Origin of the sequence: Candidatus Nitrohelix vancouverensis, from assembly GCA_015698305.1 — a bacterium.
In the GTDB taxonomy this organism is placed as follows: Bacteria; Nitrospinota; Nitrospinia; order Nitrospinales; family VA-1; genus Nitrohelix; species Nitrohelix vancouverensis.
In genome coordinates, this window is record CP048620.1 from 1,570,649 (window position 1) to 1,587,486 (window position 16,838).

16 protein-coding genes are annotated in these 16,838 nt (G+C 52.5%); 9 read left to right on the forward strand and 7 right to left on the reverse strand.

Translation table 11 applies throughout. From position 1 onward, the window contains the following. Nucleotides 1-17: 17 nt before the first annotated feature. The 3 genes from bioB to aroA form a co-directional block, all read right to left on the reverse strand. Nucleotides 18-1,022, reverse strand: a complete 1,005-nt coding sequence (gene bioB, locus G3M78_07400) for a biotin synthase BioB (protein QPJ65224.1) — start codon at nt 1,020-1,022, stop codon at nt 18-20. A 128-nt stretch (nt 1,023-1,150) separates the two neighbouring features. After that, entirely contained in the window at nt 1,151-3,232 is a 2,082-nt protein-coding gene (locus G3M78_07405; GenBank protein ID QPJ65225.1) for a thioredoxin domain-containing protein, read from the reverse strand. After that, a complete protein-coding gene (gene aroA / locus G3M78_07410; GenBank protein ID QPJ65226.1) occupies nt 3,219-4,484 on the reverse strand; it encodes a 3-phosphoshikimate 1-carboxyvinyltransferase in 1,266 nt (421 codons plus the stop codon). Before aroA ends, G3M78_07405 begins: the two co-directional genes overlap by 14 nt. 381 nt (nt 4,485-4,865) lie before the next feature. Between aroA and G3M78_07415 the strand changes: the two genes are divergently transcribed. The 4 genes from G3M78_07415 (at nt 4,866) to G3M78_07430 (ending at nt 8,527) form a co-directional block, all read left to right on the forward strand. Next, on the forward strand, nt 4,866-5,186 hold the full coding sequence (locus G3M78_07415; protein QPJ65227.1) for a hypothetical protein: 321 nt from the start codon (nt 4,866-4,868) through the stop codon (nt 5,184-5,186). 109 nt (nt 5,187-5,295) lie between these two features. Next, nucleotides 5,296-5,799: a hypothetical protein gene (locus G3M78_07420; GenBank protein ID QPJ65228.1), complete on the forward strand. Its 504-nt coding sequence runs from the start codon at nt 5,296-5,298 to the stop codon at nt 5,797-5,799. A gap of 234 nt (nt 5,800-6,033) precedes the next feature. Next, nucleotides 6,034-6,822 carry a formylglycine-generating enzyme family protein gene (locus G3M78_07425; protein ID QPJ66798.1) on the forward strand — a complete coding sequence of 263 codons (789 nt, stop codon included), beginning with the start codon at nt 6,034-6,036 and terminating at the stop codon, nt 6,820-6,822. A 40-nt stretch (nt 6,823-6,862) separates the two neighbouring features. Continuing rightward, nucleotides 6,863-8,527: a hypothetical protein gene (locus tag G3M78_07430; GenBank protein ID QPJ65229.1), complete on the forward strand. Its 1,665-nt coding sequence runs from the start codon at nt 6,863-6,865 to the stop codon at nt 8,525-8,527. Nucleotides 8,528-8,544: 17 nt separating this feature from the next. Here the strand turns inward: G3M78_07430 and G3M78_07435 are convergent, their stop codons facing one another. Then, complete coding sequence (locus G3M78_07435; protein QPJ65230.1) at nt 8,545-8,940, reverse strand: hypothetical protein; 396 nt, start codon at nt 8,938-8,940, stop codon at nt 8,545-8,547. Between the two features lie 391 nt (nt 8,941-9,331). Between G3M78_07435 and G3M78_07440 the strand changes: the two genes are divergently transcribed. Continuing rightward, entirely contained in the window at nt 9,332-10,888 is a 1,557-nt protein-coding gene (locus G3M78_07440; GenBank protein QPJ65231.1) for a Re/Si-specific NAD(P)(+) transhydrogenase subunit alpha, read from the forward strand. Nucleotides 10,889-10,901: 13 nt separating this feature from the next. Further along, nucleotides 10,902-12,290 carry a Re/Si-specific NAD(P)(+) transhydrogenase subunit beta gene (gene pntB, locus G3M78_07445; protein QPJ65232.1) on the forward strand — a complete coding sequence of 463 codons (1,389 nt, stop codon included), beginning with the start codon at nt 10,902-10,904 and terminating at the stop codon, nt 12,288-12,290. Nucleotides 12,291-12,409: 119 nt separating this feature from the next. On the opposite strand, the gene G3M78_07450 is transcribed toward pntB, so the two are convergent. After that, the gene (locus G3M78_07450; protein ID QPJ65233.1) at nt 12,410-13,264 is read right to left on the reverse strand and encodes a hypothetical protein; all 855 of its coding nucleotides are present in this window, start codon (nt 13,262-13,264) and stop codon (nt 12,410-12,412) included. A 90-nt stretch (nt 13,265-13,354) separates the two neighbouring features. Here G3M78_07450 and G3M78_07455 point away from each other — a divergent pair, with 90 nt between their 5' ends. After that, complete coding sequence (locus tag G3M78_07455; protein QPJ66799.1) at nt 13,355-13,672, forward strand: hypothetical protein; 318 nt, start codon at nt 13,355-13,357, stop codon at nt 13,670-13,672. Between the two features lie 106 nt (nt 13,673-13,778). Here the strand turns inward: G3M78_07455 and G3M78_07460 are convergent, their stop codons facing one another. Continuing rightward, entirely contained in the window at nt 13,779-13,937 is a 159-nt protein-coding gene (locus G3M78_07460) for a hypothetical protein (protein QPJ65234.1), read from the reverse strand. Between the two features lie 164 nt (nt 13,938-14,101). Further along, nucleotides 14,102-14,956 carry a hypothetical protein gene (locus tag G3M78_07465; protein QPJ65235.1) on the reverse strand — a complete coding sequence of 285 codons (855 nt, stop codon included), beginning with the start codon at nt 14,954-14,956 and terminating at the stop codon, nt 14,102-14,104. Nucleotides 14,957-15,085: 129 nt separating this feature from the next. On the opposite strand from G3M78_07465, the gene G3M78_07470 reads away from it, so the two are divergent. Together G3M78_07470 and pstC are read left to right on the forward strand one after the other, a co-directional pair. Further along, complete coding sequence (locus tag G3M78_07470; protein QPJ66800.1) at nt 15,086-15,976, forward strand: phosphate ABC transporter substrate-binding protein; 891 nt, start codon at nt 15,086-15,088, stop codon at nt 15,974-15,976. Continuing rightward, nucleotides 15,963-16,835 carry a phosphate ABC transporter permease subunit PstC gene (gene pstC, locus G3M78_07475; protein QPJ65236.1) on the forward strand — a complete coding sequence of 291 codons (873 nt, stop codon included), beginning with the start codon at nt 15,963-15,965 and terminating at the stop codon, nt 16,833-16,835. Before G3M78_07470 ends, pstC begins: the two co-directional genes overlap by 14 nt. The last annotated feature ends 3 nt before the right edge of the window (nt 16,836-16,838 follow it).

Consider the following 16,838-nt stretch of genomic DNA (forward strand, 5'->3'; position numbering starts at 1 on the left):
CCGGAGGCCCGGTCGTTTTATTCCGCGGCTGTCGTCGTTTCGAAAACCGGGCGCAGTCCCAGCGCTTCGATCATTTCAATATCACGTTTCGGGTCCTGGCCTTTGGTGGTCAGGTAATTGCCTCCGAGAATTCCGTTGGCCCCGGCGCTGAACAAGCGTTCCTGTCCTTCCGTAAAAATTTCTTCCCGACCGCCGCAGACAAACAAATCAATTTGAGGAAGCGTCAGACGCAGTAACGCGATGGTGCGAAGCGCTTCGATCGCGGGCATGAGTCCCTGATTTTCCAGATCCGTTCCCTCAATGGGTTTGAGGAAATTGACGGGGAGCGATTGCGTTTCCAGAGCTTTGATATCAAAAGCCAGCTCGACGCGCTGAGCGAAACTTTCCCCCATTCCAAAGATGCCGCCGACGCAGACATGCAGGCCCGCTTCCTTGGCGTTTTTCACGGCGCTGACTTCGTCTTCATAGCTGTGCGTGGTGACGATGTTTTCGAAATGACTGGCGGCGGTTTCGAGATTGTGGTGGCATCGGTCAAGACCGGCGGCTTTCAAATCCTTCATATCCTCCAGGCTCATCAGGCCGAGCGAGCAACAGACTTCAAGCCGGGTTTCGGCTTTGATGCGCTTGATGGCTTCTTTCACACGATCCAGTTCTTCGCGGTTATCGAGAGAGGTCCCGGCGGTGACGATTGAAAATTCGTTGGAGCCGAAGGCTTCCGCTTCTTTAGCGGCGGCGACGATGGCGTCGACGTCGAGCAGTCCGTATTCAGGACTTTCCGTTTCGAAACGGCTCGACTGGGCGCAGAAGGAGCAATCTTCCTGACAGCGTCCTGATTTGGCGTTGACGATAGAGCAGATTTTGACTTCGTCGCCCTTGAACTTGTCGCGGATTTTGTCCACGCCGACAAACAGGTATTCCAGTTCTTCGTGAGAAAAGGATTCCAGCGCCAGCGCCTGATCGCGGCTGATGCCTTGGCCTTGCAAACCGTTTTCAACCAGTGAATCTATATATTCTTTTCGCATAGTGAAAATGCTCTTGATGTAATGGGTTATTAGAATGCAACATCCTACCATGAAGGCCTTTGCGGTCAAACCACAAGCTGTAAAAAAACGTCAGGCCATTTTGGACGGGTTTTTTAATAAATCCAGTTCTATTCATAGCTCAGTTGAGAGCGCAATTCCTCAATCGTGTGCGTCGGGGCCAGGCAGGCGCCCTGACGACAAACGTAGAAGGTCGCTTTTCCGCCCACCAGTTGTTTGCCTGCCAGAAGAGGGATCGATTTTGCGATTTGAGCGACTTCGTCTTCGTAGGCAAAAGCGAACACGGCGTTGGGGAAAAACTCCTGACGAATGCAGGACCGCAATTTCTCCGTTTCCGGGTCCTTGCGTTTTCCTATCAACACGACTTCCTTGAGGCCGCCGAGGTAGAGGTGCATGGCCTGGAGCATGAACGAGGAGTTGAGTCCGTATTCCATCAAGTCTTCGTGAAAGGAACAGAAGATTTTTTCCGCGCGCGCTGAAAATTCGGGATCGCCGAGATAGGCGGATAATTTCAAGCAGGCCAGCGCGGCGTTGCTGTTGCCCGAAGGCTCGACGCCGTCGTAACCTGAAACCTGCCGGACGATGAGTTTTTCCGCGTCGCTGGCGGTTTCGTAATAAGCTCCGTCGGATTTGAATTTTTCTTCCACCGTATCCATCAGTTGTTTGGCGCGCAGGATCAGGCTGGGATCGTACTGCGCTTCGTAAAGGTCCAGACAGGCGGAGGCGATGGAGGTGTAATCAAACAGGTATCCGTCGTACAGGGCCTGGCCATCGCGATAGCGGCGGAGCAGTTTGCCTTCCGGCGTCAGAAGATGTTCGAAGATGAAATCGAGCGCCTTGCGGGCTTTGTTGACGCGATCGTCGTCGCCGAGAATTCGCCCGGCTCGGGCCATGGCGCTGATCATCATGCCGTTCCATGAGGTCAGAACCTTGTCGTCGAGGAGCGGGCGAATGCGCTTGCTACGCGCCTCCATCAAAATCGTTCGCGTGCGCTCCAGTTCCTGGATCACCGTTTCTTCTGGGTAAGACAACTTCTTCGCCAGTTCGGGGACGCTACGCAGGACGTGAAGATTGTTTTTGCCCTCGAAATTTCCCTTTGCGGTGATGTTGTAATAAGGAATCGCGACCGATGCGGTTTGCCGTCCCAGCAATTGTTCGATTTCCTCCAGCGTCCAGACGTAAAACTTGCCTTCCACGCCTTCGCTGTCGGCGTCTTCAGCGCTGTAAAACGCGCCGTCCGGCGAGGTCATGTCGCGATCAATGTAATGGAAGAGGTCGTTGGCGTAGTCGGCGAAATCCTTGTCGCCCGTCTTCTGGTAAGTTTCAATGAGAGCAGTGGCGAACAATGCGTTGTCGTAGAGCATTTTTTCGAAATGCGGGATCATCCAGTGGTAATCGGTACTGTAGCGCGACATTCCGCCGCCGATCTGGTCGTAGATGCCGCCGTTTTTCATGGCGCGCAGGGTGTTGACCGTCATCTTCAGGCTGGCTTCATGACCGGTTCGATGGTAATGCCGGAGCAGGAGAGACAGCCCCATCGAAGCCGGGAATTTGTTTTGTTGCTGAAATTTGAAGCCGTGGTTCAGCGTGTCGTAGTGACGTTCATAAAGTTCAGCGGCCTTGTCCTCTCCTTCAAAGGAAAGCGAATCGAGGGGGCCGCTTCGGGTTTCGTCTTTGGATGAGTTTTTAATGTAGTCGATCAGGGCCTGTCCCTGCTTGTCCACCTTCTCGTGTTCGTTGTTCCAGATATTGCTGAGGAATTTCAGGACGTCGCTGAAAGAGGGCAGGTTGAATTTTTTGACGGGCGGGAAATAGGTTCCGCCGTAAAAGGGAATGCCTTCCGGCGTTACAAACACGTTGAGCGGCCAGCCGCCCTGTTGTCCCATCGCCTGCACGGCTTTCATGTATACGCCGTCAACGTCCGGGCGTTCCTCTCTGTCGACTTTAACGGCGATGTAATTCGCGTTTAGTTGTTTAGCCAGTTCCGGGTTCTCGAAGGATTCGCGCTCCATCACATGGCACCAGTGGCAGGTCGCGTAACCGATGCTGACGAGCAGGGGCAGGTTCTTTTCTTTAGCCTCGCGAAAGGCTTCTTCGCCCCAGGGGCGCCAGTTGACGGGGTTGTGCGCGTGTTGCAACAGGTACGGGCTTTTTTCGTGTATCAGAGCATTCGTGTATTCAGGATTCGTCATAGAGTTCGTTGAAGCGCTCAAAAAAATCCGGGAAGGATTTTTCAACGCATTGAGGATTGATGATTTTGACGCCCGGGATGGCAAGTCCGGCGAGAGCAAAGCTCATGGCCATTCGGTGATCGTCGTAAGTTTCGATTGCCGCGCCCCTGTAGTTTCCGGGAATGATGTTGAGAAAGTCGTCGCCGGCTTCGACCGAGGCGCCGAGGCGGCTCAGCTCCTGCGACAGGGCGGCGATGCGATCCGTTTCCTTGATGCGCAGATTGCCGATGCCGGTGATGCGCGTGACCCCCTTCGCGAACAAGGCGACCACGGCAAGCGTTTGGGCGACGTCGGGCATATTATTCATGTTGATGTCGATCCCGCGCAAGGGCTTCCCTATCACGGTGATTTTGTTTTCCCCCGTTTGTATCTCGCAACCCATTTGCTGAAGGGCGTTGAGGAATTCCTTGTCGCCCTGCACGCTGTCGGGATTGAGTCGTTCGACCGTCGCCTTGCCTCCAGTGATGGCGGCGGCGGCGAAGAAATAAGACGCGCTCGAAAAATCGCCTTCGACCAGATAATCCCGCGCTTTGTAGCGTTGTCCGGCGGCGACGCGGAATGTCTGGAAGCTCTCATTTTCTACAGTCACCCCGAAGGCCTTCATGATATCGAGGGTGATCAGCGCGTAGGATTTCGAGGTGAGGTCTCCGTTGATATGGATCACCGCGCCGGTTTCAAAGCAGGGCGACGATAGCAGAAGCGAGGTGAGGTACTGACTGCTCTTGTCCCCGGCGATATGAATTTCTCCTCCGGGCACGCCGCCTCCGGCAATTTGCAGGGGAGGGCAACCGTTGTCGTTGACGGAAACGGCTTTGACGCCCATGGCGTTCAGCGCATCCAGCAAATCCCGAATCGGGCGCTCGCGCATGCGTTCGCTACCATCCAGACAGGAGGGGCCGGGAGCCAGCGCGGCGAATGTGGTCAGAAAGCGCATGGCGGTTCCTGCATTGCCGACGCTGATCGTCTCTTGCGGCGCGTTCAGGCGTCCGCCATTGCCCGCAACGCGGAATGCGGAAGTGTGCTTCTCGACCGTTACGCCGAACTGATTCAGAGCCGTACTCATATAGTGTGTGTCGTCGCTGAACAGCGGGTGACTCAGGAGACTGACCCCTTCCGCCAGCGCGGCGATCAGCAATGCCCGGTTGGTGTAACTTTTAGAGCCCGGACAGGCAATGACGGCGTTAATGTTTTGCGCAGGTTTTATTTCGATCACTTTAGATTCCGGTAAAAAAACAAAGCACTATAGCACACTGAGCCGTCAGGAATCGAACCGTAAGGCGGTTAAAAGAATTCCCGTCAATTGGTGAAAAACAGGGGGAGGAACGCTGACAAGGTTTTATCCTAATCAATTTGTTCTGACATCGAAATACAATGCTATTCCACTCACAAGCCTTGTCGGGATTGGTTCGTAAGGACGGATGCGATAATATTTCGAAGTGGTGAAAAAAATAAGGACTAATGCTGATAGGATTTATTCCTACAAAAAGAAAATTTTTTTTAAAGCGTATTCTTGTTTCGGGATTTTCTTTTTGCTATGATGACGTCGTTATACCTTTTAAATAGGAGGCGAAGGCGGCAAGGACTGCGCCCAGTTATGACGACTTCAGATAAAACACCTCAAGGGCAGGAACGTAAAAAGGAATCACTTTACCAACGATTATGGCTCAGCAAGTCGGAAGATGAAAGGAAGCGAATCAAGTCCTTTGGCCCCCTGTTTTTGTATAGTTTTGGGGTTATCTATGGCGTGATTTATCTTTCCATACTGAACACGGTCAATCGCGACCGGGTGGGCACCACTGTAAAAACCTGGTTTGGCGGAGATAAGCCGGAAGTGGTTGCGGCAAGACAGAAAGAAAAAGAGGACTTGAAAGCCAGCTTCAAGGAATTGCGCAAGAGGGTTTCCGGCGGCAGGTGATTTACACCTCGTTTTCCCTTGAATATTGAAGCGGGCGAAATTTATGCGAAGATTGCTTTATACCTTTAATTTATTTTATCTGTTTGGGCTTTCTTTGTGGCTCGCTGGAATGTTCCTATTGGGAATTCTGGTCGAGATCATGGTTCGCATCAACCTGAAAGACGATCCGTCCAAGGGTAGCGTGATCATGAATCAGATCATGGACGTTTTTAATGTTCATGTGATCTATACCTGTATCGGGCTCATGGTTGCGGCTGAGATATTCAAGCTTGTGATGGCGAAAACGGGAAGCGCCGGATACCAGGAGAACATCGTCACCAAGAGACGTTGGACGCGGGAAGTCATTCTGGGCATCATGATCGTTTTGGCTATTTATATGGGAAGCGTTTTAAGACCGGAAATGCACGAGGTCGACCGACTCAAAAAGGCAAATCCCGAGGATAAAAAAATACAGATTCAATTTGACCGTTTTCATGGTAAATTTGTAAACATTTATACGGTCAATATGATTTTAGGATTGGCTCTTCTGTATATCCATGGGAAGGAAATGACCCGCTTTCGGGAGGATGTCCATGATGGCGGCTCTAAAGTAGCTACCCCTCCTCCACGCTAGGCTTGGTTTTGAATCGATTGAATGTTGAAACGTTTTCTAGCCAGTTTTTTTATTTGTTGTTTGGGCATTGTTGTATCGCAGACTTCTCTTGTTCTCGCGGACGATACTGTTGAAGTTGAAGACCCTTACGCCGCTTCTGCCGAAGCGGAGACGTCGTCGTCTGATGACGAAGAAGACCCCTCCTCACCTGATCCCAATCTCTCACTGATCCCTTCCGTTGACGACTATCAACGAATGGTAATGGTCCCAGCGGGCGGTTTTAAAATGGGATCGACTTTCTCAGAAATCAAAGATTATCTGGCCGCTTGCAGGAAGGTGGATAAAAACTGCGCCTTATGGTGGTTTGATGATGAATTGCCGAAGCACGACGTCTATCTGTATAGTTTCTGGATCGACATCTTCGAAGTGACTAATAAAGAATACCTGGAATTTGTGCTTGCCACCGACCGCCGACCCGCGCTGGACGAAACCTGCGAGACAGAGCGATGCTGGGCGGGTAATATCTGGAAGGGAAAATCCTTTCCTGAGAAAGCCGCCAACCAGCCGGTGACTCAGGTCAGCTGGGAAGACGCTTATGAATATTGCGCCTGGCGAGGCAAACGTCTACCTACCGAGGCTGAATGGGAAAAAGCCGCGCGCGGTCCCGGCGGTGGCATCTACCCCTGGGGAGACAGCTCTCCCAAAGGTCGAGCCACTTATAAACGAAAATGGCGGGGCGTTTTGACGATGACCAACGTTGGCAGTTATTCGCGAGGAGTGTCGCCTTATGGCGTTCATGACATGGCGGGGAACGTTTGGGAATGGGTGAACGACTGGTACGGAAGAAATTATTATAAGAACAGCGCCAAGCGAAATCCCAAGGGTCCCAAAGAAGGATATTTCAGAGTGTCGCGCGGCGGATCGTGGGTGAATTATGAGGACAGCCTGAGAAGCGCCCTGCGGCGCTGGAGCCGGGCGGATGTACGTTTCAACGACACCGGATTCCGTTGCGCCAAAGACCATGTTCGCAAGGGTCCTTCATAACCGTGGACGACGGTATAACCAGCCCTCACAGGATTGCGCTATGACTAAACCGAAACGCACCGATGATTTGACGGATGCAGAACGCGAAATCCTGCGCCCCTATCTTTCCGATGTGGACTCCAGCGTTTTTGTGTTGAAGAATCTCAACCCTGAAGTGATCGGGGCGGCTCTGGCGCGATACAGCCGGGCGCCGACAGGGTTCAAGGAAACGGTGGCGCGCGAATTCCTCAACGCAGACGGCACGCCCAATGAGGTCAAAGGCACCCAACTGATCGACCGGGTGGTTAATAAATTTGGCGACGAGTCGGTTTCCGAACTGGCGGTCGCTCCCCTGTGCATCGAAGACGTATCCAATCTCGCCACAAAAATCATTGAAGATTGCCGCATTGGCGGCTCCCCTATTGAAGAATCCACGCGCTATGTGTTGTACGACCAGGTTCGCGACGGTCGCTGGCGCTATGTCGTCCCGCCGGGGATCGCGGATTCTGGACTGGAGGGGAAATACGTCCAGACCATGGATTTTATATTTGAAAGCTACGCCAGTCTGGTGGACCCGGTTCAGGATTTGTTCCGCAAGAAACTTCCCGAAAATAAATTCCAGATCGATGTGGACCGCAATGGAAAGCATGAAAAAGTAGCGGGAGACGCTCTGGAAAACGACGCGGAGCGCAAAGCCTTTCGACTGGCTTACGGTTTCACCATACGCAGCGCCGCATGCGATGTGGTGCGATGCATTCTTCCCGCAAGCGCCAAGGCCAATCTGGGCGTGGTGGGCAACGGTCGCTATTTCACGGGACTCATCAGCAAGCTGATGACGCATGAATTGAAAGAGGCTCGGGTTCTGGCGGAAAAAATCCAGGAAGCGCTGCAGACCTATATCCCCACGTTCATCAAGAGAGCGCGAGTCAACGATTACGCCATGCAGAATGAACGCGCCATGCGCGCTCTGTGTCATGAGTTGTTTGATGCGGTTCCCATCGAAACGAATCGGGAAGTGGATTTGCTCGAAAATGAAACGGTCGATTTCAAAACAAACCTCATCGCGTCCATGTTGTTTCCTTATCTATCTCATTCGACGCGGCAGATTCGCGAAGTGGTGAAGAAACTCCCGGATGCGCGCCGCGATCAGATTTTTACCGCCTATGTGGGCGACCGGCAAAGCAAGCGCGACCGTCCCGGGAGGGCGTTGGAATACGGTTATCCCGTGAATTTTGACATCGTCGCCGGTTTTGCCGAATACCGCGACCTGCAACGGCATCGCATGCTGACCCAGCAGAGGCAGGACCTTGGGATCGCACTGGGTTATTCCATTCCTGAAGAAATTCGCGAAGTGGGCGGGGAACCCGTCGTGCGCGAGTGTTTCGAGAGAGCGGAATCCCTGTATCGGGATTTTGTCCGGGCGGGGATGGAACGCGAGGCGCAGTATGCCGCTCTGTTCAATCACTACATCCGATGGAATATGGGAATGAACCTGCGAGAGTTTGAACACCTGACCGAATTACGATCGCAAAAAGCCGGACACCCCAAATACCGCCGCACCGTACAACTGATGGCGCGTTTGTATTTGAAAGAGCATCCTGAAATGGAAGCGATCCTGAAATTTGTCGATTACAACGATTATGACGGCGGCGTGACCCGCGCCGAGCAAGAAGCCCGCACGGCTTTCAAAAGTCTTGCCTCCGGGGTATTTGACGATATGGATTGAGCGTCCATTGTTAATCGTCATTTCGGCGCTTGATTCAACGCCTCTGGGTGAATTTTCCAGGTGTGTATTCCCAGATGATAGCGCTGAATGATGTTATTGAGCCGGATCCAGTATTTCCCATCCTCTTCCGTTTCCAGTATCAGAACAATACCCGCTTCCTTTCCAGTGGCCATTGAATAGTGCAAGGCCTGGCCAATCGCTTCGGCCCATTTCGAGCCGAAATCGAATTCGATCGCGTGCTGGGTTGTGAGGCAGTCGACGCGGGTGCGGTCGATCAGGCGGACCTCTGTTTGACCCTGGGCTTGCTGGCACCAATAAGCCTGATAGGCCTTTTCAGGAAAGAGACGGGACGCGGAGACCTCTCCTTTGAAAACAAAGAAAATAATAAAAATTGTCAAAAATACGCTTTGCATTGAGGAGCCTTCAGGCGAAGTTTGAGGAACAAGACGTTCGTTCTTTAAAAATCCCAATTCGGAACTAAGGATTGTGGTGAGCGGAGATGTCGCCGGTACACAGTCCTCTTGATTAATTATACGGTATTTTAAATTCCTTATTGGGAAATAAAGCGATTTGCTTCATATATAATGAAAAAAATTCTATGTCCACTGGAGTGGAGGGACGGGATTTTTCACGTTAACCGGCGGGGTTTTATTTGATTCAACGGCACAGCGTTTTTGAGAGTAAATCCAGCGCTGGTTTTGAAATTAGAGTCAGAAAAAGGGAGATTTTAGTTGAACTTCGTTGGGATTTAGTTATTATCACCCTTTATATTTTCATACTTAACTAACAGTCAAGGGCGCAAAAATGAAGATTGGTGTTCCCAAAGAGGTTCATGCTGGCGAAAGGCGGGTGGCCACTACCCCTGAGGTTGTCAGTCAACTCAAAAAGCTAGGTTTTGAAGTTTCGGTGCAGGCAGGCGCCGGAGCGCTGGCTCATTTTGCGGATGCCGCATATGTAGAAGCCGGTGCGACGGTTGTGGAAAGCGCCAAAACATTGTGGCAAGAGAGCGACATAATATTGAAAGTTCGCGCGCCGGAAATGAATCCGGACTTGAAGACCGACGAAGTCGATCTTCTACACGAAAATCAGATACTCATCACCTTTCTCTGGCCGGCTCAGAATCCTGAGTTGTTAAAACGCCTGGCGGAGAAACAAGTAACCGCGCTGGCGATGGACAGCGTGCCTCGTATTTCGCGAGCGCAGAAGATGGACGCGCTCAGTTCAATGGCGAATATTGCGGGTTATCGCGCAGTGGTGGAAGCGGCTCAGCATTTCGGTCGTTTTTTCACCGGTCAAATCACCGCCGCAGGAAAGATTCCTCCTGCAAAGGTCATGGTGATCGGCGCGGGCGTGGCGGGTCTTTCGGCGATTGGCGCGGCGAAAAGCATGGGCGCGATCGTGAGAGCGTTCGACACGCGACCGGAAGTGAAAGAACAGGTCGAGAGTATGGATGCGGAGTTTCTGGAACTCGATTTTGAAGAAGAAGGTTCGGGATCGGGCGGTTACGCGAAGGTCATGAGCGAAGAGTTCATTAAAGCTGAAATGGAATTGTTCGCCGAGCAGGCCAAGGAAGTGGATATCATTATCACCACGGCTTTGATTCCCGGAAAACCCGCTCCAGAGCTGATTACGGAAGCGATGGTCTCCTCCATGAAAGACGGTAGCGTTATTGTCGATCTGGCGGCAGAGCAGGGCGGTAACTGTAAATTGTCAAAAGCAGGCGAAGTGGTGAGCGCGCACGGCGTGTCCATCATCGGCTACACCGATTTGCCAAGCCGTTTGTCGGCGCAGTCGAGTCAGTTGTATGGCACCAATCTGCGCCATCTGCTGACAGACATGTGTCCTGAAAAGGACGGCAATTTAAAAGTCGATATGGAAGATGAAGTGGTGCGCGGCGCGACGGTGGTCAAGGATGGCGAGATCACATGGCCGCCTCCGGCTCCCAAACTTTCAGCCGCTCCGGCCAAACCGGCGGAAGCGTCCAAGCCCGCTCCAAAACCCGAAGCCAAAGAACAGCCCGCTTGGATGGGGCCGCTGATAACCTTCGGCGTCGGCGGACTCGCTCTGTTTGGATTAGGTTCGGTCGCTCCCGCTTCATTCATGGCTCATTTTACGGTATTCGTGCTGGCCTGTTTTGTCGGCTACATGGTCATCTGGAACGTTTCGGCGGCTTTGCACACTCCGCTCATGAGCGTGACCAACGCGATCAGCAGTATCATTATTATTGGCGCCATCTTACAGATCAGCTCGGGAGAACCGATCATCGTTCTTCTTGCAGGACTGGCTGTTCTGATTACGGCTATCAACATAGCAGGCGGTTTCGCGGTGACGCGCCGAATGCTGGAAATGTTTCGCAAATAGGAGGCGATAAAAGATGAGTGAAGGTATCGTAACCGCCTCTTATGTTGGGGCGACAATTCTTTTTATTCTGGCGCTGGGCGGACTGAGCAATCAGGAAACCGCGCGACGCGGTAATCTGTACGGCATGATCGGCATGACGCTGGCTCTGGTTGCGACCATTTCAAGCGTCACCGACCATATGGTATTGCTTATCCTCGGTCTGTTGGTTGGCGGTTCGGTCGGTATTGTGCTGGCGAAGCGCGTTCAAATGACGGAAATGCCGGAGCTGGTGGCCATTCTGCACAGTCTGGTAGGTCTGGCGGCGGTGCTGGTTGGATATGCAAATTTCATGGATTCAACGATTCATTTTGAGGGCGTTGAAAAATCAATTCATGACATTGAAACCTATCTGGGTATTCTTATCGGAGCGATCACGTTTTCCGGTTCCATCATTGCATTTGGTAAATTGAGCGGGAAAATCGGCGGCAATCCCATGTTACTGCCCGGACGCCACTGGATGAACCTGGGTTTGTTGATCCTGACCATCTGGTTGTGCGACGCATTTGTCGATCAATCGGCGCAGGGCGCTGGCACATTTCCTTTGATCATCATGACCTTGATCGCGCTGGCGTTTGGCGTTCATATGGTCATGGCCATTGGCGGCGCAGACATGCCGGTGGTGGTTTCGATGCTCAACAGTTATTCCGGCTGGGCCGCATCGGCGACGGGCTTCATGCTCAGCAATGACTTGTTGATCGTGACCGGCGCGCTGGTAGGAAGTAGCGGCGCGATTCTGAGCTACATCATGTGTCGCGCGATGAACCGCAAGTTTTTGTCGGTTATCGCTGGCGGATTTGGGACTACAGCGAGCGGCAGTCCTGCCGCGGCTGGAGAACAGGGTGAAGTGGTTGCGATCGATGCGGTTGAGGCGGCGACTCTTCTCAAGGAAGCCAAAGAAGTGATGATCATTCCGGGCTATGGAATGGCGGTGGCTCAAGCTCAGCACATTGTCTGCGAGATCACCAAAACCCTGCGTAGCAAGAAGGTCAACGTGCGCTTCGGAATTCATCCCGTTGCCGGACGTATGCCGGGCCACATGAACGTACTGCTGGCCGAAGCGAAGGTGCCTTACGACATCGTTTATGAAATGGATGAGATCAACGATGACTTCCCGAAAATCGACGTTTCGGTTGTTATCGGCGCGAACGACATCGTGAATCCTTCCGCTCAGGACGAACCCAACAGCCCGATTGCCGGTATGCCGGTCATGGAGTGTTGGAAAGGCGAAACGACCATCGTGCTGAAACGCGGTATGGCGACCGGTTATGCGGGCGTGGACAATCCTTTGTTCTTCAAGGAGAATACCCGCATGTTGTTTGGCGACGCCAAAAAGAGCCTGGACGAGGTCTTCAAAAATCTCTAAGGCTTTGCGTTGAAGACGCGATGCGTCTGATTACAAGTTCAAAACCTGTCGATTTGTGATGGGTTGAAAATAGGAAAGGGCCTGTTTCCTCAATAGAGGAGACAGGCTCTTTTTTTATTTCAGTGAAGCGGAATGGTGAAGGCGCCGTTGCCGTTGAACGATGGAACCAGAACCTGATTATTCCGAAAATCATAAGAAATGTCAGCGGGAGTCACCAGATTTTCCCTGAGGATTTCCATGTTTGAAAAATCACTTATCAGGTAAATTTTCCCAGTGGAGAAACTGGACACGATCAAGCGTCCCGAACGATCAAAATCCATCCCGTCGGGTCGTTTCATCTTTCCCGGAACAGCGGGCCGAATGCTTCCGTCATTGGCGACGCTCAATATTTCTCCACTCCCATAGGCGGCGGCGAGCAGACGCTTGCGAGCCGCATCGTAGACCAGGCCATTCGGATTCCTCAACCGGGAACCCTTCGCCAGAATGGACGCGGCGTAACTCTGACCGCGGCTCAGTTTGAAAATGATGTTGGCGTGCGTGTCTGAAATATAGAGGTTGCCCTCGGGGTCGGCGGCAATGTCGTTAAGAAAACGCGCTCCCATGATAGAAAGCCCGATAGAGCCGAGAAATTTTCCAGAAGCCTTGTCGAAAAAACAAACCCGGTCGATGTCCGTCACATAAAGTCGCTCGCCGACGATGGCGAGACCTTTCGGGGCATGCAGTGTCGTCCCCAGCCTGCCAGACTGGATGAAATTCAAGTTTTCAATCGAACCGTCGGGAAAGAGTTTTGTGATGAATCCGTTGTTGTTTTTTTGTCGCGCTCCGCCGTTGACGTTGGAAATATAATAGGAACCGGTGGCGGGGTCGATGATAAAACTTTCAGGTTTTTTTAATCCGCTGACGTTAAACGCAGACGCAGAGGGAGGCGCCGTGAGGAAGGTCAGGATCGTGATGAAAAGCGCATATCGTTTCATGATTCACCGGAAAAATGCCAGGGGAAACCGGGATGTGCTAAAGTGATTTTTCCTGAGGCGAAGGCCCTGTACTCTAAAGAAGGCTATCAAATGAAGGTTTCGAATAAAAGGCAAAATATTTTCAGCGGAATAGCGCTGATGGGAGCGACCGGTTTGCTGATAGGCCTGACCGTAGACAGCGTTGTTCTCATGGTCGTCGCCTGCTCTTTGGGATGCGTCGTCGGCGGCTTTGTCGGCTGGCTCGGCGGGACTCGCTTTATGTTGATTATCTGCGTCGGCGGTTTGTTGGGAACGGCGGTCGGTTACTCCACAGGGGATCGCGATATTCTGATCGTTTCAGCGGGGAGCGGCGCGGCGATCTTCGGTTTCATCGGAGCGCAGTTGGAACTGTTTTTAGGAAAACCTTGAGTTACAACGAAGTTAGAAATCGCACTGGAATTGAAAATAAAAAGCCTTGAGAACGGACAACCGCTCCCAAGGCTTCTTTATTTTTTAGGGAAAATTCCAGGGGGTTCTACTGAGGCCCGGTTTCCTTAACGCCAATTCGTTTGTAGTCTTCATCGGTCAGCATTTTAACAGTACCCGAGTCCGAAGAACTTCCCTGATGGTTGGCGGCGCAAGCCCAACAAAATGCCAGAGATACGATTAACAGCGCTTGTGCGAAAAGTTTCATTCTCTCCTCCAAAAGTTGAAATTTCCATTACTATAAAATAGTTTGGCTTAAAATTGAACGAAAAAATGGCCTCCCGCAAACTGAAATGATGCAAGGGTGAAAGGGTGGAGAAAGCGGCTTTTTAAATTTAAAGAAATGCCTGCGGGGCGCGCCAATGGTTGACTTCAGATGGAGGGCGGAGTTTCTACAATTTCTTTGGCGATGGTGAATTGGATGGAGTTGAACGCCCGGTCGATGGTTTCCTGAACGTAGTCGATGGGGATCACTACCGCCAGCCCTGAATTTTCTTCAAATACAATGCGGGGTTGTCCGGTTTGCTGGCTCAGAGCGGTTTCGGTGTAGGTCAGGTAACTGGCGATGATGCCAATCAAGCCCGGTTTCGATACGGCGGGCGCGCCGATGCTGATGATTTCCGGCTTGTAGATCACCGGGCCGCCGCTATTGCCGGGGAAGACCATGGCGTCGATCAGAAAGTCGGCGCTGTGACGATTGATCGCATCCTGAACCCGGGCGATGATGCCGGATCGCGCGATGACGTAATGACGTTCCGGGGCGGCGATGCCCATGGGAAAACCGAGAACGTAGACGAAGTCTCCTTCGGAAATCTGCTTTTGAGCCATTTCCTTCAGCGGCGTGAAATGGTAGTCGGATTTGAAAAAATCATACTGGATTTCATGAGCGGATAAAAAATTCGCGTCGATTCCGATTGCGGCGAGATCGATATCCGGGTTCTTGTGACCGGTCCACAAAGACGCGCCTGTTTTGTTGTATAATGGAATGATATAGTTGCGCGAAGGCTCAGGCCCTGAAGGATTGAAGCGAACCACAAGGTCGGTTCTGTCCTGCAAAACATGGCGGTTGGTCACAATAAAGAGATGATATTCTTGCTGATCGCTTGATATGGAATGATGCAGGCGCCCCACGAGGGTTCCGGTGCCGGTCCATGTGATATCATCCGCGGCTTCCCGATTACCGAGAGTGACGACGCAATTGAAATAGGATGGAGGTATCAATGCCATACCTGTTTTTCGGAATAATTTGAAGAAAAGTTAAGCCTGCCGATGCATTTGAACTGGTTTTTTTGAATTCAGACGCGGTTTTCGCTCAATGCCATGATAGTTTTGGGCCTTTGTAGCGACACATTGAAGATGGCGGTATGGATTTTTTCAAAGACTCAGGGAGCTGAACATTTGAATTTGAGACAGTTTTTTTCAACCGCCCTGGCATGTTTACCGATGGTCTTCATTCTGAACATCGCGCAGGCGCAAGAGACCATCACTATTTCCGGCTCCACGACGGTCGCGCCCATTGCATCTCGCGCGGCGGAGGCATTTTTAGTCAATCGACCGGAAATTAGAATTCTTGTCAATGGCGGCGGTTCCGGCGTTGGAATCAATGCGGTTGGAAGCGGTCTGGCGCAAATTGGCATGGCCTCTCGCATGATTACGCCGCGAGAGTTGTCCCGATTTGAGCGGAGTCAATTGAAGGCGCACGCGGTCGGAAGGGATGGCGTGGCCTGCGCAATTTCTGCATCGATATATAACGCGGGTGTGCGGGCCTTGACGCGCGAACAAATCGCAGGGATTTATCTCGGGAAGATAAAAAACTGGAGCGCCCTGGGCGGACCGGATAGCGCGATAGTCGTTATTGATAAGGAGCGTCACCGAGGGACGCGCCACGTTTTTATGAATTATGTGTTTGGCGACGCTAACGCGCGCACTCCCGGCGCCCGTTTGGTCACCGGTTCCAATAATGAAGAACGCGCTAAAATTGCGCAGAGTGATGCGGCCATCGGTATGTTGTCTCTTGCCTGGCTGAACGATGCGGTCAAAGGCGTTGCGATCCAGGAAGGCGACGCGCGAATCGAGCCTAGCGTTGCCAATGTGCGTTCCGGAGCCTACCCCATCACGCGAGACCTGTTGTTTGTAACCGCAGGCGAACCGGTCGGAGCGGTCAAGGAATTCATGGAATTTATATACGGTCCCAAAGGAAAAGAGATTGTCGTTGACAGCGGATACATTCCCATTGAACGTCCTTGAGAAAAGGCCGACCGACCCACTGTTCTGGTTCTCGGCCTTGTCGGCCGGGTTGACCCTGCTGATCGGTCTGGGTTTTTATGTCTACCTGTTCTGGGCGAGCTGGCCGCTGTGGCGCGACCATTCTTTGAGTTTCTTCACCAGTACGGACTGGTTTCCCGGGGAATCCTACGGCGCTCTTGCGATGATTTACGGTTCCGTGATGGTTTCGACCCTGGCTTTGGTCACAGCCCTTCCCTTTGCCCTTGCGGGCGCGGTGACGGCGTCCGAATTTTTGTCGCCTCGATTGCGTTTGGTTTTCAAGGCGGCGATGGAGCTCATGGCGGGCGTCCCTGGAATTGTTTACGGTTTGTTGGGCGCCGCTCTGCTTGCGCTTTGGGTGAAGGACTGGTTTGGATTGATCGACGGCAACACTCTGTTCACCGCGGGGATTTTGTTGGGCGTGATGATCCTGCCGACGATCATGACTCTGGCGGAAGACGCGATTCATTCGGTGCCGCGCGAGTTTCGCGAAACGGCGGCGAGTCTGGGCCTTCCGCCCTTACAGGCTTTTTTCCGCGTCGTGTTTCCGCAGGCTCTGCCGGGCATCGTAGGCGCTGTTCTGCTTGGGCTGGGTCGGGCATTGGGCGAGACGATTGCCGTGATGCTGGTGATCGGAGGACTCGACATGATCCCGTCTCCCTGGTTCGACTGGTTTGCGCCGGGACAGAGCATCCCTTCGAAACTGGGGAGGGAAGCGGCGGAAGCGATCGGTTCGGGGATGCACTGGAACGCATTGCTGGGGCTTGGATGCGCGCTGTTTTCCGGTTCCATGTTGTTGACGGGATTTGGCTCTTATCTATTGAGGAGGCGGCAACGGTGAGGC

Coding starts and splice junctions, on each gene's coding strand:
- G3M78_07455 (QPJ66799.1), top strand. CDS start 13,355: ATGAAGGTTTCGAATAAAAGGCAAAATATTTTCAGCGGAATAGCGCTG.
- bioB (QPJ65224.1), bottom strand. CDS start 1,022: ATGCGAAAAGAATATATAGATTCACTGGTTGAAAACGGTTTGCAAGGC.
- pntB (QPJ65232.1), top strand. CDS start 10,902: ATGAGTGAAGGTATCGTAACCGCCTCTTATGTTGGGGCGACAATTCTT.
- G3M78_07440 (QPJ65231.1), top strand. CDS start 9,332: ATGAAGATTGGTGTTCCCAAAGAGGTTCATGCTGGCGAAAGGCGGGTG.
- G3M78_07420 (QPJ65228.1), top strand. CDS start 5,296: ATGTTCCTATTGGGAATTCTGGTCGAGATCATGGTTCGCATCAACCTG.
- G3M78_07435 (QPJ65230.1), bottom strand. CDS start 8,940: ATGCAAAGCGTATTTTTGACAATTTTTATTATTTTCTTTGTTTTCAAA.
- G3M78_07430 (QPJ65229.1), top strand. CDS start 6,863: ATGACTAAACCGAAACGCACCGATGATTTGACGGATGCAGAACGCGAA.
- G3M78_07450 (QPJ65233.1), bottom strand. CDS start 13,264: ATGAAACGATATGCGCTTTTCATCACGATCCTGACCTTCCTCACGGCG.
- G3M78_07425 (QPJ66798.1), top strand. CDS start 6,034: ATGGTAATGGTCCCAGCGGGCGGTTTTAAAATGGGATCGACTTTCTCA.
- G3M78_07415 (QPJ65227.1), top strand. CDS start 4,866: ATGACGACTTCAGATAAAACACCTCAAGGGCAGGAACGTAAAAAGGAA.
- G3M78_07465 (QPJ65235.1), bottom strand. CDS start 14,956: ATGGCATTGATACCTCCATCCTATTTCAATTGCGTCGTCACTCTCGGT.
- G3M78_07405 (QPJ65225.1), bottom strand. CDS start 3,232: ATGACGAATCCTGAATACACGAATGCTCTGATACACGAAAAAAGCCCG.
- G3M78_07470 (QPJ66800.1), top strand. CDS start 15,086: ATGGCGGTATGGATTTTTTCAAAGACTCAGGGAGCTGAACATTTGAAT.
- G3M78_07460 (QPJ65234.1), bottom strand. CDS start 13,937: ATGAAACTTTTCGCACAAGCGCTGTTAATCGTATCTCTGGCATTTTGT.